We start from the raw sequence: 21652 nt of genomic DNA on the forward strand, positions 1-21652 counted from the left end.
CGGTTCGTCGACAAGCAGCGTGTCAGAGTTTGCGCATCCGCACCCGCTCGACGAGGTGGTCGGCGCTCTTGCGCAGCACCAGGGAGGCGCGCACCCGGGTGGGCAGGATGTTCTCCACCAGGTTGGGCAGGTTGATGGACTGCCAGATCTCGCGGGCCACGGCGGTGGCCTTCTCATCGCCGATGTCGGCGTAGTGCCGGAAGTGCGCGTCGGGGTGACGGAAGGCGGTGTCGCGCAGCTGCAGGAAGCGCTCGATGTACCAGCGTTCGATGTCCTCGGTGCGGGCATCGACATACACGCTGAAATCAAACAGGTCACTGACCATGAGGGTGGGACCGGTCTGCAGGACGTTGAGCCCTTCGACGATGAGGATGTCGGGTTGATCCACGGTGATGTACTTGCCGGGCACCCGGTCGTAGGCGGTGTGCGAATACACCGGTGCCCGCACATTGAACTTGCCGGATTTCACGTCGGTGACGAAACGCAGCAGGGCCCGCTGGTCATAGCTCTCGGGGAAACCCTTGCGGTTCATGATGCCGCGGCGTTGCAGTTCCTCACCTGGGTAGAGGAAACCGTCGGTGGTCACCAGATCCACCCGCGGGTGGGAACTCCAGCGTTGCAGCAGCACCTGCAGCAGACGCGCGGTGGTTGATTTACCCACCGCCACCGAACCGGCGACACCGATGACAAACGGCACATGGCTGCCCGGGAACATGCGAGCGGAGGAGGTGCCCAGGAAGGTCTCCGTGGCCACGGTCAGTTCCTGGCGGGCATTGACCTGCAGGTGGATCAGACGCGACAGTGGCAGGTAGACCTCGGCGACCTCATCCAGGTCGATGTTCTCACCCAGTCCGCGCAGCGCCACGACCTCCTCCTCGGTGAGGACCTGGGGCATGGATTTGCGCAGTTCCCGCCACTGGGCACGGTCGAAGTCGAGGTACGGACTGAAATCCGGGGCGCGACCGGTTGCCTGGGGTGCACGGGTCTGAGCATTGAGCGGAGCTGCCATAGATCCTATTGTGCCCCCTGACCCCCGGCACCGTGCTGTCGGGGTTGTGATTGGGGCAACAGAGGCGGGGATGTGGGGGGCGGTCGCACACCCGCAGAACGCAGGGGAATTAACCTGGCCCCCGCACTTTCTCATCTGGGGGGTGGGGGGCTATGCTGAATTTGTACCTGTCCCGCGCGTGAGGTCTTACACGCGGGATTCGTCTTGTGAAAGGTTAGCTGACCTGATGACCGATGCCCACCATGCGGATGATGTCCGTTACCAGCCACTGAGCGAGATCGATCCGGAGGTGGCCCAGGCCATCGCTGGCGAGCTCAGCCGACAGCGCGACACCCTTGAGATGATCGCCTCCGAGAACTTTGTGCCCCGTTCTGTTCTGCAGGCCCAGGGTTCCGTTCTCACCAATAAATATGCAGAGGGTTACCCCGGCCGCCGTTACTACGGTGGTTGCGAGCAGGTCGACATCATCGAGGACCTGGCCCGTGACCGTGCCAAGGCCCTGTTCGATGCCGAGTTCGCCAATGTCCAGCCGCACTCCGGTGCCCAGGCCAATGCAGCGGTCCTGATGACCCTGGCCGACCCGGGTGACAAGATCATGGGTCTGTCCCTGGCCCACGGTGGTCACCTGACCCACGGCATGAAACTGAACTTCTCCGGCAAGCTCTATGAAGTCGCCGCCTACGGCGTGGACCCCGACACCATGCTCGTTGACATGGATCAGGTTCGTGAGCAGGCCATCAAGGAGCAGCCGAAGGTGATCATCGCCGGTTGGTCCGCCTACCCCCGTCACCTGGATTTCGCGGCCTTCCGTGAGATCGCCGATGAGGTCGGAGCCACCCTGTGGGTGGACATGGCGCACTTCGCCGGCCTGGTTGCCGCCGGTCTGCACCCCAGCCCGGTGCCGTACGCCGATGTGGTGTCCTCCACCGTCCACAAGACCCTGGGTGGTCCCCGCTCCGGCATCATCCTGGCCAAGCAGGACTACGCCAAGAAGCTGAACTCCTCGGTGTTCCCGGGCCAGCAGGGTGGTCCGCTCATGCACGCGATCGCCGCCAAGGCCACCGCCCTGAAGATCGCCGGCACCGACCAGTTCGCCGAGCGTCAGGCCCGCACCATCGAGGGTGCCCGCATCCTCGCGGAGCGTCTCACCGCCTCCGACGCCAAGGCCGCAGGCATTGATGTCCTCACCGGTGGCACCGATGTGCACCTGGTCCTGGCTGATCTGCGCAACTCCGAGATGGACGGCCAGCAGGCCGAGGATCTCCTGCACGAGGTCGGCATCACCGTCAACCGCAACGCGGTTCCCTTCGACCCGCGTCCGCCGATGGTCACCTCCGGTCTGCGTATCGGCACCCCGGCGCTGGCCACCCGTGGTTTCGATGCCACCGCCTTCACCGAGGTCGCCGACATCATCGGAACCGCCCTGGCACAGGGCAAGTCCGCGGATCTGGAGTCACTGCAGGCCCGCGTGACCAAGCTGGCTGAGCAGTACCCGCTGTACGAGGGTCTCGAGGACTGGACCATCGTCTAAACTGACACCTCTGCCGTGTTGAGAAGGCATCGCCGGATGTTCCCGGCGGTGCCTTCACCCATTCTTAAAAGGATTCCACGAAGGACCCCCGTGTGCGCGTACTGATCATCGACAATTATGATTCCTTCACCTTCAACCTCGCCACGTATGTGGAGGAGGTCACCGGTGCGGCACCGACGGTGGTGCCCAATGATGCGCAGATCGACGAGACGCTGTTCGACGCCGTCATCATCTCACCCGGCCCCGGCCACCCCGGGGTGGCGGCGGATTTCGGCAGCTGCCGCGGGGTGATCGAACGTGGTCTGGTCCCGGTCCTCGGGGTGTGCCTGGGGCATCAGGGCATCGCGCTCGCCCACGGCGGCGCGGTGGGCCCGGCGCCGGTCCCGGTGCACGGTCAGGTCACCCGCATCCACCACGACGGGTCCGAGCTTTTCGACGCCATCCCGCCCCAGTTCGACGCCGTCCGTTACCACTCCCTGGTGGCCACCGATCTGCCGCCGGAACTGGAGGTCACCGCGAGGACCGGGGACGGGCTGATCATGGCGCTGCGCCACCGCGAGCTGCCCCAGTGGGGTGTGCAGTTCCACCCGGAATCCATCGGCGGGCAGTTCGGGCACCGGATCATGGCGAATTTCCTGAGCCTGGCGCGTCGACAAGCGCACCGGTGGGAGATCACCGAGCATGTGGTGGAGACAAGCGTCGACCCGGCGGCGGTGTTCGAGACGCTCTTCGCCGGGTCGGAGCACGCGTTCTGGCTCGATGATCCGCAGGGCACCACCTATATGGGTGATGCCTCCGGGCCGCATGCACGGATCCGCACCCACCGGGTGGGGGAGGGGGAGCTGTTCGACTGGCTGCGTGATGATCTGCGTCGCAACCGCGTGGCCCCGGGGGTGGGTTTCCGCCTGGGGTGGGTGGGATACCTCGGGTATGAGATGAAGGCCGAATGCGGGGTGGACAATCGGCACGCCTCATCGCATCCCGATGCCCACCTGATCTTCGCCGACCGGGCCATCGCCATCGAACCCGGCCGCGTGTGGCTCATGGCGCTCGGTGAGCAGGGGGAGTGGTTCGCGGAGATGACCGCCGCCCTGGGGCAGCTGCGCCCACCCCGTGCCGCTGCCGCCCCGGCCGCCCAGCTCACCGTCCGGGATGACCGCGACAGCTACCTGGACATGATCGCCCGCGCCCAGGAGTTGATCACCCGCGGGGAGTCCTATGAGATCTGCCTGACCACCCAGCTGCGCGCGGAGGTGGAGGTGGATCCCCTCGCCGCCTATCTGGCGCTGCGGGCGGCCAACCCCACCTCCTATGGATCATTCCTGCAGCTGGGGGAGATGGCGGTGCTGAGCTCGTCGCCGGAACGGTTCATCACCATCGACGCCTCCGGACGTGTGGAATCCAAACCCATCAAGGGCACCCGCCCGCGGGGCAGTACCGAGCAGGAGGATGCGGCCTTGATCGCCGATCTCACCGACAACCCCAAGGACCGCGCCGAGAACCTCATGATCGTCGACCTGGTCCGCAATGATCTCGCCCGCGGGGCGCAACCGGCAACGGTGCAGGTGGAGAAGCTTTTCGACGTCGAGACCTACGCCACCGTCCACCAGCTCGTCAGCACCATTACCGCCCAGCTGGAGGGTAAGGACCCCATTGACTGCGTGCGGGCGGCGTTCCCCGGTGGTTCCATGACCGGTGCACCGAAGATCCGCACCATGGAGATCATCGACGAGCTGGAGACCGGCCCCCGTGGTGTCTATTCCGGTGGCCTGGGCTATTTCTCCCTTGATGGGGCGGTGGATCTGTCGATGGTGATCCGCACCGTGGTCTACACCCCCGGCGTCCTGGAGTACGGGGTCGGCGGGGCGATCCTGGCCCTGTCGGACCCCGCCGCAGAGTGGGAGGAGATCCGGGTGAAATCGAGGCCCCTGCTGGGTCTGCTCGGGGTGGAGTTCCCGTGAGGCACCTGCGGTGGGAGGCCGGGGAACTGGTTCCCGGCCCGGTGGTGGAACCGGAGATCACCACGTCCTTCCTGCTGGATCACGGCCGGGTGGTGGGGTTGTCCGCCCACCAGCAGCGCTTCGCCGGCTGGGTGCCCGGTGTGGTGCCGGTGGGATTGTTCGCGGCGGTGCGTGACGCCCTGCCCCGCGATGGGGTGTGGTTCCCCCGGATCGGGTGGGACAGCCGGGATGGTCACGGCCGGTTCGGGGTGACCATCCGCCCCGCCCCGCCGTTGCGCCGCACCTCGAGCCTGTGGATACCCGACCTGACTGATCCCCGCCGACGGCACACCGTCAAGGGGCCGGACCTGCCCGTGCTATCCAGACTGCGCGCCCTGGCCACCGACTACCACTGTGATGATGCCCTGCTCATCGACGCGCACGGTGTGGTGCTGGAGGCCGCCAACGCCGCGCTGGTGTTCTGGCGGGATCCGGACACCGTCATCCTGCCGGCGCGTCCGGTGCTGGCATCGGTGACCCTGCGGCAGACCCTCCCGCTGTGGCGGGATGCTGGCATCACCGTCATCCGCGCTGATACCCGGCAGCTCCAGCTGCCGGCCTGGTGCGGCAGTGCACTGCACGGATGGACACCGGTGACCCACTGGGGCAGAGGTGCCGGGAGAATAAAAGCAGCGCCCGCCCCACCGGTTGAACGGTGGAACAAGGCGCTGTGGGAGAGTGCAGAAAAGGTCTAGTCCTCGGATTCGTCCTCGGCTGCCGGGGTGCGACCCTCGGCCAGCTGGGTGCGTGCGGCCCGCAACCAGTCCGGCTGGTTTTCCAGCAGGGCCTTGATCTCAGCTGTGGTCAGGGGCTGGTCCATGTCGTTCTTCTTCAGTGCAGCGATGGTGATGCCCAGTTTCTGGGCGACCACGGGACGCGGGTGCGGTCCCTCACGGCGCAGGGTCTGGAGCCACTCCGGCGGATTTTCCTGCAATGCATTGAACTCCTGGTGGGTCAGCGCATTGTTCTGGAACTCCTCTGGCGTGGCGGGCAGGTACAGACCGAGTTTCTTGGCGGCGGTCTGCGGCTTCATGGCCGTGCCCGATGGCTTGCGTACAGATTCTTCGTTCACGCCCACAACGGTAGCATTACTTCCATGCTGACCTTAAGTTTCGTCACCGGTACCGAGCCGGGTAAGTGGTTCACCCGTTTCCGCGAACGCACCCGTCACGGCGGACTTGAGGCAATCGACACCGATGACGCCCTCGGGGAACTGTTGGCGGGTAACGCCGCCCTCGCCCTGACCCGCCTCCCCGACGCGCGTATCGACGACCGCTTCCACGTGGTTGAGCTCTACCGGGAAACACCGGGTGTGGCGTTCCCCAAGGATTATTTCCTCGCCGCCGCCGAGGGGGCTGTGGGCCCGGAGGAGCTGACCGGGGAGATCATCAACTGGGAGCCCCCCGCCTCCGGGGAGGTGGATGCCGGTGCGGTGCGGGACGCCCTGCAGATCGTGGCGGCGAATGTGGGCGTGGTGATCGCCCCCCGCCCACTGCTGAAGGTACTGAGTAGGAAACTGGTGGAACACCGTGACTATGCCGGTGCCCTGGAGACCCACATCGCGCTGGTGTGGAAACGGGATGCTGACTCCGACGCGATCCAGGACTTTGTGGGCATCGCCCGGGGCCGGACCATCAACTCCAGCCGACAGGTGGCCCCCAAGCGGTCAGCGCGGGAGAAAACCCTGGCCAAGCAGGCGCGCCGGGACTCAAATGGGGGTGGCAGGGGACGGTTGGTGAAGAAAAAACCGGCCCCCAAGCCCCGGAAACGTCGATAATTTGTGGGGTGGGTTACACCCGTGAATGTCTCGTTGCGGAGGTGGGCAAGAGTAGGGAAAATCAGGGCATGGCTGAGACCGACTTCATCATCCGACCGATCCGCGAGGTGGACTTCCCTCAGGTTCGGGCCATCTACGAGATGGGACTGGAAACCGGGCATGCGTCCTATGAACGCAAGGGCCCGACGTGGAAACAATTCACCCGCATGAAGATTATGGAAACCGTCTTCGTGGCCGCGGAGAAGAAGGATCCCGACTTCGTCCTGGGATGGGTGGCTGCAGCACCGGCATCAACCCGCGCGGTGTTCCACGGCGTGGTGGAGGATTCCATCTACATCCACCCGCAGGGGCAGGGACGCGGCGTGGGTGGCGCATTGTTGGACAAGCTCATCGAGGTCTGTCAGGACCTGCACAAATGGTCGATCCACTCCTGGATCTTCCCGGAGAACGTGGGATCCGCCAAGCTGCATGCCTCCCGGGGGTTTGAGAAGGTGGCCACCTTCCACCACCTGGCCAAGATGCCTTACGGGGAGATGGCCGGGGAATGGCGCGATACCGATGTCTGGGAGAAGCTGCTGCCCAAACCCGATATCAGGCCCTAGTGCTGCACTGTGAAACGGACCCTGTCACCGGGCCAGAGCTGGGCGCAGCGGTCAGCTGAGCGGGCTGTCAGCACAGCGATGACGGGATAACCACCGGTGACCGGATGATCCGGCCCGAAGATCACCGGGTGCCCACCGGGCGGCACCTGGATGGAACCACGAACCATACCCTCACTCTTGAGTTCGCCCTCGATGCGGCGGCTCAGGGGTTTTTCTGCATTCAGGCGGATGCCGATCCGGTTGGAGTCCGCCGACACCGTGAACCGCTGCCGGAAGAACCCGTCCAGGGCCTCGTCGGTGAACCACCGATCGCGTGGGCCCCGGATGACGGTGAGGGTTTCGGTCATCGAGGGGTGACGCCACACGGTGGGCAGTTGCCGTAGCACCGGCCACCACTGTTTATCCGCGATGTCCCGGGCGATGGTGAGCTGGTCGCCCTCCCGGATCGGGGGCGGGCCGAGTGCGGAGAGCAGGTCGGTGGCGGCGGAGCCGAGGACCTTGGGTACCTCGAAACCACCTCTGACAGCCAGGTAGGCGCGCATGCCGTGGTCTGCGTTCTCCAGGCGGACCAGGTCGCCGTCCTCCACCTCGAGGATGGTGTTGGTGGTGGCGTTCTTGGATCGTCCCCGCCGGTCGACCGCCATGACGGTGGCGGCGGTACCGGTGAACACGATGGTGGCGGGGGCGTGGACCTCCAGTTCGAAGGAACCGATGAGGATCTCGATGACCGTGGCATTGGGGTCGTTGCCCAGGAGATGGTTGGCCCGGGCGGCGGAGAGCCGGTCGAAGGAGCCGGAGGAACCGACCCCGGATCCGGCGAACCCGAAACGCCCCCGGTCCTGGAACAGTGCCTGCGGCCCGGGTGAGATGACGGTGAAACTCATGGGGTGACCTCCACGAAACGGACGGTGTCGCCGGCCTGCAGCAGGGAGGGCTGCCACCGGTCGACATCCCACATGGGGATGTCGGTGGTGCCGAGTAGCTGCCACCCACCCGGTGACGGCTGGGGATAGACAGCACTGAATTCGCCGGCGAGCGCCACCGAACCCGGGGGGATCTTGGTGCGGGGTTGATCCCTGCGGGGGATGTCCGGGAGGCGCCGGTCACCACGGGGGACCAGGTAGTAGAACCCGGGGGCGAAGCCGCCGAAGGCGGCGGTCCACACCGTCTCGGTGTGGGCCCGGATCAACCCGGCGACGGTGAGTCCCGCGAGTTCGGCAACCGCGGCGAGGTCCGGGCCGTCGTAAAGCACCGGGATCTCCACCGTCTCCCGGGTGACACCCCCGCCGGTGGAGGCGGGCAACAGGGTGATCGCGTCGAGGATCTCCACGAAGCGGGCCGGGCTGATCTGGCGGGTGTCCAGGGTGACCAGGAGGGTCTGCGCGGCCGGGATCATGTCGATGATGCCGGGCACCTGCTGGGCGGTCAGCACGCGGTGCAGCGACAGGACAGCATCCAGGACGGTGCCGCGGACGGCCTCGGCATCCTCACGCAGCAGGTCGATGAGCACCGCCTGATCCCCGCATGGTCTAGCGAGCACGACGCACCTCCACATCGTGGGCGCGCAGCGTGTCGATGATGGTGCGGACCAGCTCGAGGGCGGCGGGGTTGTCACCGTGGACACAGATGGAATCGGCGTGAACCGTGACCGGATCACCATCGATGGAGGTGATGGACCCGCCGGTGGCGAACGCCAGTGCCTGCCGGGCAGCCACCTGCGGATCGTGATGCACCGCCCCGGTCTGGGTCCGGGAGACCAGCCGCCCATCGGAGGTGTAGGCGCGGTCGGCGAAGGTCTCCTGGATGACGGTGAGCCCCTCGGAGATGGCCTGCTCGACGATGGGGGCACCCGAGAGGACCATCAGGGGCAGCTCGGGGTTGAGCTTCTTCATCGCCTCGATGACCGCGGCGGCCTGAGCCTCATCCACGGCGATACGGTTGTAGAGCGCACCGTGTGGTTTGACGTAGTCGACGGTGGCCCCGACGGTGGTGGCGGCGGCCTGGATCGCCCCGATCTGGTAGATCGTCTCGGCCACCAGTACCTCATGGTCGTATTCCATGGCGCGGCGCCCGAACCCGGTGAGGTCGTTGTAACCGATGTGGGCACCGATGCGCACATTCCGGGCCTTCGCGGCGACCACGGTCTTCAGCAGCACCGTGGCATCACCGGCGTGGAAACCACAGGCGATATTCGCGCTGGAGACCAGGTCCAGGACAGCCTCATCATTGCCCATGACCCAACTGCCGTAGCTCTCCCCGAGATCGCTGTTGAGATCGATGGAGTGTGGGGGATTCATGAGGTTAATCCTTTCATGGGGGATAGGTGAGAATGTGGATCAGTCGGGATCAACCGGCGGTGGATCAGCCGGTTGTGGTGAGCAGGTCGAAGACCCCGCCGAAGGAGACATAGGCCAGGAACCAGGCGATGGCCAGCCCGATGAGTCCGATGATGATCAACCAGAGCGGGTACCGGTACCCCTTCAGCAGATCCTTCTGACGGAAGATCGCGACATAGATCATCAGGGTGAAACCGATCGGCAGCACCAGACCGTTGAACGCACCGGCGAACACCAGGAGCAGGGCGGGGGCGGTGCCGAGGAAGACGAACACGGTGCAGGACAGCAGGATGAAGATGATGGTGACCCAGTTCTGCAGTCGACGGGTCTCGGGTTTGTTCTTCACCAGGAAGGTGGCAGACGTGTAGCTCGCGCCGATGACCGAGGAGATCGACGCCGCCCACAGCACGGCACCGAAGATACGCAGACCGGCCTCACCCGCGGCGTGCTGGAAGGCCTCCGCGGCGGGGTTGCCCTCGGTGGACAGGGTGATGCCCCCGGCGACCACGCCGAGCACCGCCAGGAACAGCACCACGCGCATGACACCGGTGATGAGGATGCCGGTGACCGAGGAGGTGGCCACGGCCCGGACGTTCTCCGGCCCGGTCTTGCCCGAATCCAGCATGCGGTGGGCGCCGGCGTAGGTGATGTAACCACCCACGGTGCCACCGACCAGGGTGGTGATGACCAACCAGTCGACGGTCTCCGGCAGGACGGTGTTGCGCAGTGCCTCCCCGACCGGGGGCTGGGAGACGAACGCGACGTAGATGGTCAGGATGATCATGATCGCCCCGAGGAACACCAGGAACTTGTCCAGGGCCGCGCCGAGGCGTTTGAACAGAAAGATCGCGATCGCGATGGCCGCGGTGATCACGCCGCCGATCTTGACGTCGAGACCGAGCAGCGCATTCAGCCCCAGGCCGCCACCGGCGATGTTGCCGATGTTGAACACCGCACCGCCGACGCAGACGAGCACCGCCAGCACCCAGCCCAGGCCCGGCAGGACGGTGTTGCCCAACTCCTGGGCACGCAGGCCGGAGACACCGACGACCCGCCACACATTCAGCTGGACGGCAATGTCGATGAGGATGGAGACCAGGATGGCAAACGCGAAGGCCGCACCCAGCTGGTTGGTGAACACGGCGGTCTGGGTGAGGAACCCGGGCCCGATGGCAGAGGTGGCCATCAGGAAGATCGCCCCCATCAGGGCGCTTCTCGACGTCGCCCCCACCGCCGCCTGTTTCAGCGTCGGGGCGGCGGCGCGCCGGGCGTCAGGGTGGGTTGCTGCGTGGGGGTCGGGGTGGGTCTCCGTGCTGGCACCGTCCACGTCCGGGGTGGTGCCGTGTGTGGTTGGGAGCGCATTATTCTTCTCGGACTTCGCGGGCACTGCCCCACCTACTCTCAGGATTGTTCAACAATGTGGGTGATATGGGTTTGAGTGTAGACCCCCTGTGGTTCACGACACAAGAGGGGTGGGGTTGATCTGGCCCCGTCATAGCGCCGACACCGCACCAATGGTGAAATACCATGGGGGCATGACCACGGCATTGGGAGTATCGACGCAGCTGGCCACAGAGATCATGGAACGCATTGACAGGGGAGAGGTGGCCCCCGGCACCCAGTTGCTGGAGATCCCGCTGGCTGAGGAGCTCGGGTGTTCCCGCAACACCCTGCGCGAGGCCTTCCGGATACTGGCCAGGGATGGCCTGGTGGACCACATCCCCAACCGGGGCGTGTTCGTCCACTCCTTCACCCACGAGGACGTGGCTGATCTCTACGCCTACCGCCTCTTCATCGAACCCGCCGTGATCCGTCAGGCCGAGCATTCCCCCCATCTGGATGACTGTCTTCTCCGCATGGAGGAGGCCTACCGGGCTGCGTGCGCGGCGGTGGAGGAGCAGGACTGGCACCGGGTGGGGATGTTCAACACCGCCTTCCACCAGGCACTGGTCGATATCGCCGGGGTGAGACGCCTGTCCGTGGATGCCCGCAAGGTCCTGGTGCTGGCCCGGATCGGCTTCATCTCCACCGGCGGCGGTCGGAAAACCCACGGGCCCTATGTGGAGAAGAACCGCCAGCTGCTCAACCTGATGAGGCAGCGCAGGTTCTCCGAGGCGGAGTCCTTTCTGCGCGGTTATCTCGAACACTCCCGGAACAACCTCCTCGAGCTGCTGCCCGCCGATGAAACGACCGCCACAAAAACCTACGGGTAAAAATGCACTAATATGGATAGCTCAGCTGCGATATCCTGCACTACGCTCCGATACCCTCCGCTACCCGGTGATGATGCACGGGGTGACCCCGTCGACACAGCAGGGCATGGGTTAGGATTTCCTGCAGGATCGTGTCAGAGAACGCCAGAGAAGGAGTCAGTATTCATGGCCTTCGGGTTTTTCGGACGACGTTTCAGAAAGAACCGCCGGGAGGAACCGGTGGAACATTCTGCTGCGCCGGAAAACACCCCTGATGACACCAATCCGGACTTCACCCCCGTTCCTGGCCGACGACCGGGAGACCCGGTGGAGCAGAAGGTCGAGCGGGATGGCAACGGCATCCTCACCCCGGCGGATTTCCTCCCCGACACTGACCTGCCCCAGCTCAACCGCTCCCGGGCGAACATGCTCCGCCGCGAACTGGAATACCGTTTCGCTCTGAAGGATGCCCAGATCACCATTGATGGTGCCTCCGCCATGGTGCACCGACCCGATGGTGGTGCAGCGCATGTCTCCCTGCGGACCCTGGCAATGAACGCCGCGGGCCTGGATGATCTGGGCCAGTTGCCCGAGCTGGTCGACAACTTCGTGCACGGCACCCTCGCCGATGCCACCCTGAGCACCCTGTCCACGGCGGATCTGTACAAGAGCCTGCGCCTGCGCCTGCTGCCCAACCCGGAGCAGGGCGACAGCATCCTGGAGACCAGCGATGGTGTGGAACGCCAGATCCGGGAGACATCCGTGCTGCGGGACTTCACCTCGGATACCTCCATCGCCCTGGTCCTGGACACCGAGCACGCCATCCGCATCCAACCCCTACATGAGCTGGAGGAGTTCGATTCCCTCGATGCCCTGGAACGGGCGGCCGATCGCAACACCTGGCAGGAACTGCTGGACGCGGATGTGGATGTCACCTACTTCAACAACGATGAAGGCGGTGAGGGCTCGGATTTCTGGGCGTTTGAATCCTCGTCCTACTACCTGGGCAGCTCGCCGCTGTTCCTCACGGATTTGTTGCACCGCTGGGCCCCGGACCTGGATCAGAGCAGGGGTGTGATCTTCGCCGTCCCGGACCGTGATCTCCTCATCGCCCGGCCTGTCACCACCGGTGAGAACCTCATGAACGGCATCACCTCCATGGTGCGCATCGCCATGCGTTTCGGTCTGGGCAACCCCACCTCGATCAGTCCCCGGCTGCACCTGCTGTATGACAACCAGATCAATACCTTCACCGACTACCGGATCATCGAACCCACCGAGGATGAGGAATGGGCCGTCCCCACCGCCGACGCCCCCCAGCCGGGGTCCATCGGTATTGAGGTCCGACCGGATGCCTACCTCATGGAGATGCTCCAGCAGGACGGGTTCGGGGACAGTTTCGATGATTTCGGCCCCCGTGACCTGGGGCCCGACGACTTCCGCTACTGACCACGGAGCCCATCAGCCACACCGGCAGGCCACTCAGGGACCAAACAGAAAAAAGGGGCAGGGCACCGAAGTGCCCTGCCCCTCCTCGTGGTGGCTAAACGCGTGTTTAGAACTTCTGCTTGCGGTCGGTGTTGGCCATCGCGAGAACGTCCAGACGCTTGTCCAGCTCCTCCTCGGTCAGCTTCTCACCGTCGACAAAGCCCATGTCGATGACGGTCTGGCGGATGGTCTTGCCCTCTGCCAGCGCAGCCTTGGCGACCTTCGCGGCGGCTTCGTAGCCGATTGCGGAGTTCAGCGGAGTGACAATGGACGGGGAGGACTCGGCCAGCTGCTTCATGTGCTCCTCGTTGGGAACAATGCCGTCAACCAGGCGGGTGGCGAACACGCGCGCGGTGTTGGCCAGCAGGCGGGCGGACTCAAGGACGTTGCGGGCCATCACGGGGATGAACACGTTGAGCTCGAACTGGCCCTGGCTGCCGGCGAAGGCGACAGCGGCGTCGTTGCCGATGACCTGGGCGGAGACCTGGGTGGCGGTCTCGCACAGGACGGGGTTGACCTTGCCCGGCATGATGGAGGAACCCGGCTGCAGGTCGGGCAGCTGGATCTCGCCGAGGCCGGTCAGCGGGCCGGAGCCCATGAGGCGGATGTCGTTGGCGATCTTGTAGAGGGAGACGGCGACAACGCGCATCGCGCCGGAGAACTCGACGAGGGCGTCGCGGTTGGCCTGTGCCTCGAAGTGGTTGGCTGCCTCCTGCAGCTGGGTGACGCCGGTGAGCTCGACGAGCTCGGCGACAACCTTGCCACCGAAGTCGGCGGAGGTGTTGATGCCGGTGCCGACGGCGGTACCACCGATGGCCAGCTCACCCAGACGTGGCAGGGTGGCCTCGATGCGCTCGATGCCGAGCTGGATCTGGCGTGCGTAGCCGCCGAACTCCTGGCCCAGGGTGACCGGGACGGCGTCCATGAGGTGGGTGCGGCCGGACTTGACCACGGAATCCCACTCGTTGGCCTTCTTGGCCAGGGACTCGTGCAGCACCTTCAGGCCCGGGATCAGGTCATTGACGGCTGCCTCGGTGGCGGCGACGTGGGTCGCGGTGGGGAAGGTGTCATTGGAGGACTGGCCCATGTTGACATCGTCGTTAGGGTGGACCTCGGTGCCGTTGGCCTTCGCGATGGAGGCGATGACCTCGTTGGTGTTCATGTTGGAGGAGGTGCCGGAACCGGTCTGGAAGACGTCGATCGGGAACTCGGCATCATGCTTGCCGGTGGCGATCTCCTTGCCGGCGGCGATGATGGCGTCGGCCTTGGCGGCATCCAGGGCACCGGAGTCCTTGTTCACCTGCGCGCAGGCTGCCTTCAGCAGGCCCATCGCGCGGATCTGTGCGGATTCCAGACCACGGCCAGAGATGGGGAAGTTCTCCACGGCACGCTGGGTCTGTGCACGCCACAGAGCCTGTGCGGGGACCTTCACTTCACCCATGGTGTCGTGTTCAATACGGAATTCCTGCTCGGTCATGAAATCACTCATTTCTAGCGTCGAGTTAAATATGGCTGGAGCCAAGCTTACCCGGCCGGTAAGTGATTCTCACCGGCATGTCAACGGAAAGTGGTCTGGGTCCACAACAATTATGGCGCACGCCGGTGTGGCCCGGTGGAATATGGTGTGGTAATTCACCGGCGGGGTGTCTCCACGGGGTGCCTGCCCACCGGATGCAACCAGGCCAGCCCGGAAACGACGCTAATATACACAGTGTGCACGGACCACCGAGGAGTAGACCATGACTGATCACCGCGGTGATGTTGAGACCGTTGATCCACAGGCGATGCCTGAGGATGAATTCCGGGACAGTTTGCGTCGGCTCCTGATGCGCAGCCTGGGGGTGGATGACCGCGGGGATTCGCTGGTGGCGCAGATCGCCGGTGATGTGGGTCTGCGGATCATCGAGGGCGAGCTGCTGCCCGGGGATGAGGTCAACTCCGTGGATCTGGCCAAGCAGTTCGGCACCAGCCGCACCCCGGTGCGTGAGGCGCTGTTGATGTTGGAGAAACACCGCATGGTTGAGGTGCCGGCGCGTCGTCGGCCGCGTGTGTCCGGTTTCCTCGATGTGCCGATCCGGGAGCTCTACCATGCGCGTGCGCTGCTGACCGGGTTCATGTCGGAGGCGGTGTGCCTCAACTGGCAGGGCGGTGACCTCGACCCGATGCGGGCCCAGGTGGACAATATGGGTGCAGCCTGGAGAAATGATGACGTCAATGCGTTCTTCTGGGCGAGTATCTCCTTCGGTGAGGCGGCCACGGAGATCGCCGGCAACAGCCTGATCGCCGGTTTCATCGATTCCATCGGCATGTCCAGTCTGCGTCTGCGGCGCAAATCCATGGCGCTGCCCGGGCGCATGGAGGAGTCCTACCAGGATCATGTGCGTCTGCTGCGTGCCTTCGAACGCCGTGACCGCCAGCTCGCCCGTGCCCTGTCGATGGGCATCATCCGGGACGCCTACCTGGCGTTGACGGGGGAGAGCCCCTCCACCTGGCAGTTCAGCTAGGGGGCTTGTCGACGAACAACCCAGCCCGTCCCCACAGAAGGGGACGGGCTGGGTTGTTGTGGCGGGGCAGGGGGATTAGTCCACCGCCATCTCCTGGCGCGGTGCGACGACGATGCCGGAGGCCAGCAGGTCGTCGATATCGGAGGAGGATTTACCCAGCACGGTGCGCAGGATGTTGGTGGTGTGCTCACCCAGCGCCGGTGGGAAGGAATCCGCCCCGCGGGGGTTGCGGGAGAGTTTGATGGGGTTGCCCAGGGTCTTCACGGAGGAGCCATTGCCGTCCTCCAGTTCCACAACCATCTCGCGGTGGAGCACCTGCGGGGATGCGAGGGCCAGGTCGAGGGTGTTGACCATGCCGACGGGGATGCCGGCCTTGTTGAACAGCTGGACCCATTCGGCGGTGTCGCGGGTGAGGAAGGCCGGTTCGATGATGGCCCACAGCTCCTCCTTGTGCTTGAGCCGGTCCCGGTTGAGGGTGAAGCGGGGGTCGTCGATAAGCTCCGGGTGGCCGAGCACCTCAGCCATGGCCTTCCACATGCGCTCGGTGTTGGCGGTGGTGACGATGTCGCGTCCGTCGCCGGCGGTGAACTGGCGGTAGGTGGGGATGGCGTCGTGGCCGCTGCCCTGGCGGCCCGGGACATCACCGGATTCCAGGTAGTAGGTGCCCTGGATCGGGGTGTTCATGCCGAACCGCATGACCACATCCAGGAACACGTTGATCACCATGTCCAGGGTGGCCGCCGCGCCCAGGGAGATGGAGAGCCGGATCAGGACTGTGACCGCGAGGTCGATGCCACGGATGAGTCCATTCGACCTCTCCGTCGTGGTGTTGTGAGTGGTACTCATGTCAATCCTTACGCAGTGAGTGCTGGTGTTGTGTGGTCAGGGCGTTACGGGAGCTCGTTGAAGATCTCCTCGTTGAGCCTGTCGGCCCACGTCTGGAGATCTACGGACTCATCCCCCAGGGCGGTGGCCCATTCCTGGTGGTTGGCATTAACCGCCGTCATACCCCAGCTCCTCGAGGATGCCGACCCACTTCTCGCACAGCTGCTCGTACTCGGTGACCGCGGCCTCCGAGTCGGAGACCACAGCCGGTGGGTTGTCGATCATGTTCTGGCGCACGCCCTCGAAGTGGGTATCCAGTGCCTGCTGGAGATCCGCCTCAGGAGTGATGTAGTTCAGGGACATGGAGTCCTGCTCCTGGTGGAAACGCTTCTGCTCATCGAAGTAGCCGGTGTAGTAGATCTTGAGGAACTCCGCACGGTTGTCATCGAACGCGGCCTTCTGCTCCGGGGTGAGGGATTCCATGAAGTCAGTGGAGGAGGCCAGTGAGATGGAACTCCACCCGGGGAAGTCAACCTTGGTGAAGTTCTTGCCGATCTCCCACAGGCCCAGGCCGGTCATGTCCGGTTCGCCGCCGACGAAGCAGTCGACCACGCCACGCTCAAAACCTTCGTAGATCTCGGCGCCGGACAGGGTCACCGGAGTCATGCCGAGCGCGGTGACGGCGTCGGAGTAGAGCTCGCCGCCGACACGGACGCGCTTACCCTGGGCATCGGCGAGTGATTCCACGGGATCCTTGCACAGCAGCTGGTAGTTGTCGTGGTTCTGGAAACGGGGGAGCAGGGGATAGATACCCTGGCTCTCCAGCTCCTCGGAGATCTCCGGGTGGTTGTAGGACCACTCGATCAGGGCGGCCGCATTGGCGAGCAGGCCGACGACGGGCCGTTCATCACCGCCGTACCCCATCTGGGATGCCCAGGCATCAATCGGGAAGGAGGCCGGGGTGTAGGCCATACCCAGGTAACCCAGGTCGATGACACCCCCGGTGAGGCTGGTGGCCACCTCCGGCTGCTTGACCAGGGAATCGGCGAAGAAGTTCTCGAAGGTCAGTTCACCGTTGGAATCCTCGGTGACCACGTCACCAAACTGGGTCATCGCGGTGCTCATCATGTGGTCGGGACCGTAGGGCGGATTCGCCTTGACCACGATGCTCTCGCCAGCGGCGGGTGACCCTTCGACAGCCTGGCTGCCCTCGTTGAGGCCGCCGCCCCCACAGGCGGTCAGGGTCAGTGCGGAGACGGAGAGCACGGCCGCGGTGGACAGGAGACCACGGTTGGAACGACCGGGACGGGCAGCCGACTTGGAACCAGAAAGCATGGTATTTCCCCGTTGGGTAAGTGAACCGAAATCAGTAGGTGTCGACAGTTTGGAATTGTGACGCGGTTCACGCAAGTGGTTTGGTTCACTTTGGAAGTGTTTTGTCACCCCCATCTCTCCATGGGGAAACGGGGTGCGGTTAGCGATCCATTCTTTTTGATTCTAGGGAGATTAACTCCAGGTTAAACCTATCAGTGCAGTTTAATTGCGCCTTGGCGGTGCCGTATGCCGCCTGGGAACCGTTCCGGGTCCGGTGAAACCCCACCTTTTTCTTGGTGTCCGCTCACATTCATGGAAGGAATATGCCCCATCCGGGCTCTTTGGAGGCGCAGACGCTCCTGGGAGTTCGGGGGTGGAGGAATAAGCTCTAGCCCACGGGGGTCTCTCTCCGACCCTTAGGGTCGACAGATTGGCGCTGTAATTCGGTGGGTGAACAACCCATTAACCGACCCGATACACCCTTCCCGCCGCATAGGAGGGCAGGAAAGGGGGGCTGGTTGTCAGACGGAACCGCGGGCACTCTGGTTGGGGGAGGGGTTCGTCGTCAAGCATCCACCGGCAGGGCGCCCACCTGCGGGGTGTCAGCCGGTGGGTGCCCGTACGCCCGGAATCTACACGGTGTAGTCGACGACGGAGTATTCCTGCAGCTTGGACAGCTGGTGTACGGACTCGATGTGGCGGATGGTGCCGGACTTGGAACGCATGACCAGGGAACGGGTGGTCGCACCGTTGGCGCGGTAGGACACGCCACGGAGCATGTCGCCGTTGGTCAGGCCGGTGGCCACGAAGTAGCAGTTGTCGGAGGTGACCAGGTCGTTGGTGTGCAGGACGCGGTCCAGCTCCAGGCCTGCGTCCAGTGCCTTGCGACGCTCGAAGTCATTCATCGGTGCCAGGATGCCCTGGATCTCGCCGCCCATGCATTTCATGGCGCAGGCGGTGATGATGCCCTCCGGGGTGCCACCGGTACCCATCATGATGTCCACGGAGTTGGTGTCCTGGGCGGCTGCCACGGCACCGGCGACGTCACCGTCGGAGATGAGGCGGACCTTGGCGCCGGCGCGACGGATGTCGGCGATGAGGTCGGTGTGGCGGGGGCGGTCGAGGACCACGACGGTGACATCGGAGGCGCTGATGCCCTTGGCCTTGGCCACCGCGTTGATATTGTGTGCGACAGGGGCCTCGATGTCGACCTTGCCGGCGGCTTCGCGGCCGACGGCGAGCTTCTTCATGTAGAACACGGCGGACGGGTCATACATGGAGCCACGCTCTGAGGCGGCCAGGACGGTGATGGCATTGGGGCGACCCTCGGCCATCAGGGTGGTGCCGTCCACCGGGTCAACCGCGATGTCGACCTCGGGGCCGAAACCGGTGCCCACCTCTTCACCGTTGTAGAGCATCGGGGCTTCGTCCTTCTCGCCCTCACCGATGACGATGACACCCTTCATGCTGACCGAGTTGATGAGCTGACGCATGGCATCCACAGCGGCGCCGTCGCCCTCGTTCTTCATGCCACGGCCAACCCAGCGTCCGGCTGCCAGTGCTGCGGCCTCCGTAACACGGACCAGTTCCATGGCCAGGTTACGGTCCGGTTGCTCGGGGTGAAGTGCGTTCATAGTGGGGGCCTCCTGAAGCCGGTGAAAAACATTGAAGATCTTTTGACGATAGCGACGATAGCGGAGTGAACAACCCGGTCCCGGACGTGACACAGGCGTGGGAAACGCCGGTGATCTCATCCCGGGGGTGGGTACGCCTCTATTGTGGGGCACGGATCCCACCCATGCTGGGTTGACCCGTGACCTTCCCTATTCTTGCACCTTTTCAGGTGTCTGTTTGGTTTTACCGCACCCGAAAGAGGGAGGAGGGTATTTTTCGTGCCATACTATGCGGGTGGCTGACAATCGACCGAGAATCTTTCAGGGAAGCAGGGACATCGTGTTGTCCCTCATCGTCACCGGCATCGTGATGGTGGGTGCGGTGGGTTTCACCGGCATGTGCACCTACAACCCGGGCGCCCCGGAACAGGGCCAGGCCCCGGAGGTCGATGCCTCCACGTTCATCTCCATGGAGGCGCGCGGCATGGACTTCGCGGTCCGTGAACCGGTCACCCCTCAGGGGTGGGTGACCAACTCGGCGCGTCGTGCCGTCGTCGATGACACCCCCGCGCCGGTGATCGGTTATGTCACCGCCGATACCGGTTTCATCCAGCTCACCCAGACCGGTGAGACCGTCCAGGATGCCGTGGAGGGGTACGACGGCAGCTGGCGTGATTTCTCCGAGTCCTATGATCTGCAGGGCCGCACCGTGGAGATCTACACCTCCAGGCAGAGTGATGTGCGTGATCTCCGGGTGATGGACCTCAACGACGCCCGGATCCTGGTGTCCGGTGCCGCCACCGACGAGGAGTTCAACGAACTGTTGTCTGCGGTCATCGACGCTGAGCCACTCGCCTCACCGTAAAACGCTTATCGACGCCCACCCGCCCCCGTGCCCACGGTGGGGCGGGGGGCTTCAGGCCGGCTGGTTGCCCAGCGCCTGTTCCACCCGTTTGGAGGCGCCGGCGAGGTGTTCCTCGCATCGGCGTGCCAGTGACTCGCCGCGTTCCCAGTACCTCAGGGATTCATCCAGGCCCATCTGGCCGAGCTCGAGGATCTTGACGATCTCCACCAGCTCATCACGGGCCTGCTCATAGGACAGGGACTCAACGGGCTCGAACTCGTAGTTTCCGGCGCCGGATCCGATGACATCGGGGTTGGTCATGGTGGTGTTGCTCCTTGCACTTCGGGGTTTTTGTTAAGGGGTTAATCGGATTTCTGGGTGTTCATGGCCGCGGCGGTGATGGCACCGTCCGCCACACGGATACGCAGCTGGCTGCCCGGTGGGGTCTGCTCGATGGTGGTGACCACCTGGGGTGGGGTGCCGTCGCGGGGAACCACCTGCACCACGGAATAACCACGGGCCAGGGTGGCGGACGGGCCCAGGGCGGACACCTGCGCACGCAGGGAGGCGACCAGGGACTGTTCGGTTCGCAGCATGTGGTTGACATCGCGACGCAACAGCGACACCGCCCGCTCAACCTCCTCGCGACGGCGCACGATCGGGGTCATCGGATCGGCCAGCACCGGTCGGGTTCGGATGGAGGCCAGGGCCTGTTGTTCCCGCGCCACCCAGCCCCGCAGTGCTGCGGCTCCGCGGTCGCGCAGCTGGCGGATGAGCAGCCGTTCCTCATTGACATCCGGCACGACGCGTTTGGCCGCATCGGTGGGGGTGGCGGCCCGCAGGTCGGCCACATTATCCAGGATGGGGGTGTCCGGTTCATGCCCGATCGCCGAGACCACCGGTGTCTGCGCCGCGGCCACCGCCCGCTGCAGGGCCTCCTCGGAAAACGGCAGCAGATCTTCCACCGATCCGCCACCGCGGGCGATGATGATGACATCCACGCCCGGATCCTGATCGAGCTCGCCCAGGGCGGCGATGATCTCCGGGACCGCCGAGGCGCCCTGCACGGCGGTGTTGATCACCTTGAACTGCACCTCGGGCCACCGGTCACGGGCCACACTGAGGACATCCCGTTCCGCAGCCGAACCACGCCCGGTGATCAGGCCGACACATTTCGGCAGGAACGGCAGGCGTTTCTTACGCGCCGGATCGAACAGGCCCTCGGCAGCCAGCTGCCTGCGCAGCTCCTCGATGCGGGCCAGCAACTGACCGATGCCCACCGGGCGGATGTCGGTGACCCACAGTGAGAAGGAACCACGCCCGGCGTAGAAGGCGGGCTTGCCGTAGACGATGACCCGGTCCCCGTCCTTCAGCGGGGTGGGGCGGTTGCGGATGATCTCGGTGGGGCAGGTCAGCTGCACCGAGACCTCCTGTTCCACATCACGCAGGGTGAGGTAGGACAGCTTCCAGTTCGGTTTGACGTTGATCTGGGCGAGTTGTCCCTCCACCCACAGGTGGCCGAGACGCTCGATCCAGTTCTTCACCTGATTGTTGACATCACGAACCGGCCAGGGAGTATCCGGGGTTGATTTTGCAGACGGCACGGGTGTGTGACGC

21 protein-coding genes are annotated in these 21652 nt (G+C 64.7%); 9 read left to right on the top strand and 12 right to left on the bottom strand.

Annotated elements, in window-relative coordinates; genetic code table 11:
* Positions 1 to 22: 22 nt before the first annotated feature.
* On the bottom strand, positions 23 to 1009 hold the full coding sequence (gene coaA / locus CE_RS05390; RefSeq protein ID WP_006769984.1) for a type I pantothenate kinase: 987 nt from the start codon (positions 1007 to 1009) through the stop codon (positions 23 to 25).
* Positions 1010 to 1235: 226 nt separating this feature from the next.
* Here coaA and glyA point away from each other — a divergent pair, with 226 nt between their 5' ends.
* The 3 genes from glyA to CE_RS05405 all read left to right on the top strand — a co-directional run bounded on the left by glyA (position 1236) and on the right by CE_RS05405 (position 5235).
* The gene (gene glyA / locus CE_RS05395; RefSeq protein ID WP_006769983.1) at positions 1236 to 2540 is read left to right on the top strand and encodes a serine hydroxymethyltransferase; all 1305 of its coding nucleotides are present in this window, start codon (positions 1236 to 1238) and stop codon (positions 2538 to 2540) included.
* 92 nt (positions 2541 to 2632) lie between these two features.
* Positions 2633 to 4501, top strand: coding sequence for an aminodeoxychorismate synthase component I (gene pabB, locus CE_RS05400; RefSeq protein WP_006769982.1), 1869 nt, complete (start codon positions 2633 to 2635; stop codon positions 4499 to 4501).
* The gene (locus tag CE_RS05405; protein ID WP_006769981.1) at positions 4498 to 5235 is read left to right on the top strand and encodes an aminotransferase class IV; all 738 of its coding nucleotides are present in this window, start codon (positions 4498 to 4500) and stop codon (positions 5233 to 5235) included. The genes pabB and CE_RS05405 overlap by 4 nt, the downstream gene beginning before the upstream one ends.
* On the opposite strand, the gene CE_RS05410 is transcribed toward CE_RS05405, so the two are convergent.
* A complete protein-coding gene (locus tag CE_RS05410; protein ID WP_006769980.1) occupies positions 5232 to 5573 on the bottom strand; it encodes a DUF5997 family protein in 342 nt (113 codons plus the stop codon). The two genes, CE_RS05405 and CE_RS05410, sit on opposite strands and share 4 nt — an antisense overlap.
* A gap of 63 nt (positions 5574 to 5636) precedes the next feature.
* Between CE_RS05410 and CE_RS05415 the strand changes: the two genes are divergently transcribed.
* On the top strand, positions 5637 to 6317 hold the full coding sequence (locus tag CE_RS05415) for a hypothetical protein (RefSeq protein ID WP_006769979.1): 681 nt from the start codon (positions 5637 to 5639) through the stop codon (positions 6315 to 6317).
* Between the two features lie 68 nt (positions 6318 to 6385).
* A complete protein-coding gene (locus CE_RS05420; RefSeq protein WP_006769978.1) occupies positions 6386 to 6919 on the top strand; it encodes a GNAT family N-acetyltransferase in 534 nt (177 codons plus the stop codon).
* Here CE_RS05420 and CE_RS05425 read toward each other — a convergent pair.
* The 4 genes from CE_RS05425 to CE_RS05440 form a co-directional block, all read right to left on the bottom strand.
* A complete protein-coding gene (locus CE_RS05425; RefSeq protein WP_006769977.1) occupies positions 6916 to 7803 on the bottom strand; it encodes a biotin-dependent carboxyltransferase family protein in 888 nt (295 codons plus the stop codon). The genes CE_RS05420 and CE_RS05425 overlap by 4 nt on opposite strands.
* Entirely contained in the window at positions 7800 to 8459 is a 660-nt protein-coding gene (locus CE_RS05430; protein ID WP_173362565.1) for a 5-oxoprolinase subunit B family protein, read from the bottom strand. The genes CE_RS05425 and CE_RS05430 overlap by 4 nt, the downstream gene beginning before the upstream one ends.
* A complete protein-coding gene (locus tag CE_RS05435) occupies positions 8449 to 9216 on the bottom strand; it encodes a 5-oxoprolinase subunit PxpA (RefSeq protein WP_006769975.1) in 768 nt (255 codons plus the stop codon). The genes CE_RS05430 and CE_RS05435 overlap by 11 nt, the downstream gene beginning before the upstream one ends.
* Before the next feature lie 64 nt (positions 9217 to 9280).
* Positions 9281 to 10642, bottom strand: coding sequence for an NRAMP family divalent metal transporter (locus CE_RS05440; protein WP_006769974.1), 1362 nt, complete (start codon positions 10640 to 10642; stop codon positions 9281 to 9283).
* Between the two features lie 148 nt (positions 10643 to 10790).
* Between CE_RS05440 and CE_RS05445 the strand changes: the two genes are divergently transcribed.
* Together CE_RS05445 and CE_RS05450 are read left to right on the top strand one after the other, a co-directional pair.
* On the top strand, positions 10791 to 11468 hold the full coding sequence (locus CE_RS05445; protein WP_049783607.1) for a GntR family transcriptional regulator: 678 nt from the start codon (positions 10791 to 10793) through the stop codon (positions 11466 to 11468).
* A gap of 165 nt (positions 11469 to 11633) precedes the next feature.
* Complete coding sequence (locus CE_RS05450) at positions 11634 to 12896, top strand: hypothetical protein (protein ID WP_011075272.1); 1263 nt, start codon at positions 11634 to 11636, stop codon at positions 12894 to 12896.
* Between the two features lie 106 nt (positions 12897 to 13002).
* On the opposite strand, the gene CE_RS05455 is transcribed toward CE_RS05450, so the two are convergent.
* Positions 13003 to 14412, bottom strand: a complete 1410-nt coding sequence (locus CE_RS05455; protein ID WP_011075274.1) for a class II fumarate hydratase — start codon at positions 14410 to 14412, stop codon at positions 13003 to 13005.
* 262 nt (positions 14413 to 14674) lie between these two features.
* Between CE_RS05455 and CE_RS05460 the strand changes: the two genes are divergently transcribed.
* A complete protein-coding gene (locus CE_RS05460) occupies positions 14675 to 15439 on the top strand; it encodes a GntR family transcriptional regulator (protein WP_006769969.1) in 765 nt (254 codons plus the stop codon).
* A 75-nt stretch (positions 15440 to 15514) separates the two neighbouring features.
* Here the strand turns inward: CE_RS05460 and CE_RS05465 are convergent, their stop codons facing one another.
* The 3 genes from CE_RS05465 to glpX all read right to left on the bottom strand — a co-directional run bounded on the left by CE_RS05465 (position 15515) and on the right by glpX (position 19212).
* Entirely contained in the window at positions 15515 to 16285 is a 771-nt protein-coding gene (locus CE_RS05465; protein ID WP_006769968.1) for a CoA transferase, read from the bottom strand.
* A 147-nt stretch (positions 16286 to 16432) separates the two neighbouring features.
* On the bottom strand, positions 16433 to 17599 hold the full coding sequence (locus CE_RS05470) for a C4-dicarboxylate TRAP transporter substrate-binding protein (RefSeq protein WP_162096714.1): 1167 nt from the start codon (positions 17597 to 17599) through the stop codon (positions 16433 to 16435).
* Positions 17600 to 18210: 611 nt separating this feature from the next.
* Positions 18211 to 19212, bottom strand: a complete 1002-nt coding sequence (glpX, locus tag CE_RS05475) for a class II fructose-bisphosphatase (RefSeq protein WP_006769966.1) — start codon at positions 19210 to 19212, stop codon at positions 18211 to 18213.
* 268 nt (positions 19213 to 19480) lie between these two features.
* Between glpX and CE_RS05480 the strand changes: the two genes are divergently transcribed.
* Positions 19481 to 20056, top strand: coding sequence for a DUF4245 domain-containing protein (locus CE_RS05480; RefSeq protein ID WP_006769965.1), 576 nt, complete (start codon positions 19481 to 19483; stop codon positions 20054 to 20056).
* A gap of 51 nt (positions 20057 to 20107) precedes the next feature.
* On the opposite strand, the gene CE_RS05485 is transcribed toward CE_RS05480, so the two are convergent.
* Positions 20108 to 20356: an exodeoxyribonuclease VII small subunit gene (locus CE_RS05485; RefSeq protein WP_006769964.1), complete on the bottom strand. Its 249-nt coding sequence runs from the start codon at positions 20354 to 20356 to the stop codon at positions 20108 to 20110.
* A 41-nt stretch (positions 20357 to 20397) separates the two neighbouring features.
* Complete coding sequence (gene xseA / locus CE_RS05490; RefSeq protein WP_035109867.1) at positions 20398 to 21639, bottom strand: exodeoxyribonuclease VII large subunit; 1242 nt, start codon at positions 21637 to 21639, stop codon at positions 20398 to 20400.
* Positions 21640 to 21652: the final 13 nt, after the last annotated feature.

This window comes from Corynebacterium efficiens YS-314 (genome assembly GCF_000011305.1).
Taxonomy (GTDB): Bacteria; Actinomycetota; Actinomycetes; order Mycobacteriales; family Mycobacteriaceae; genus Corynebacterium; species Corynebacterium efficiens.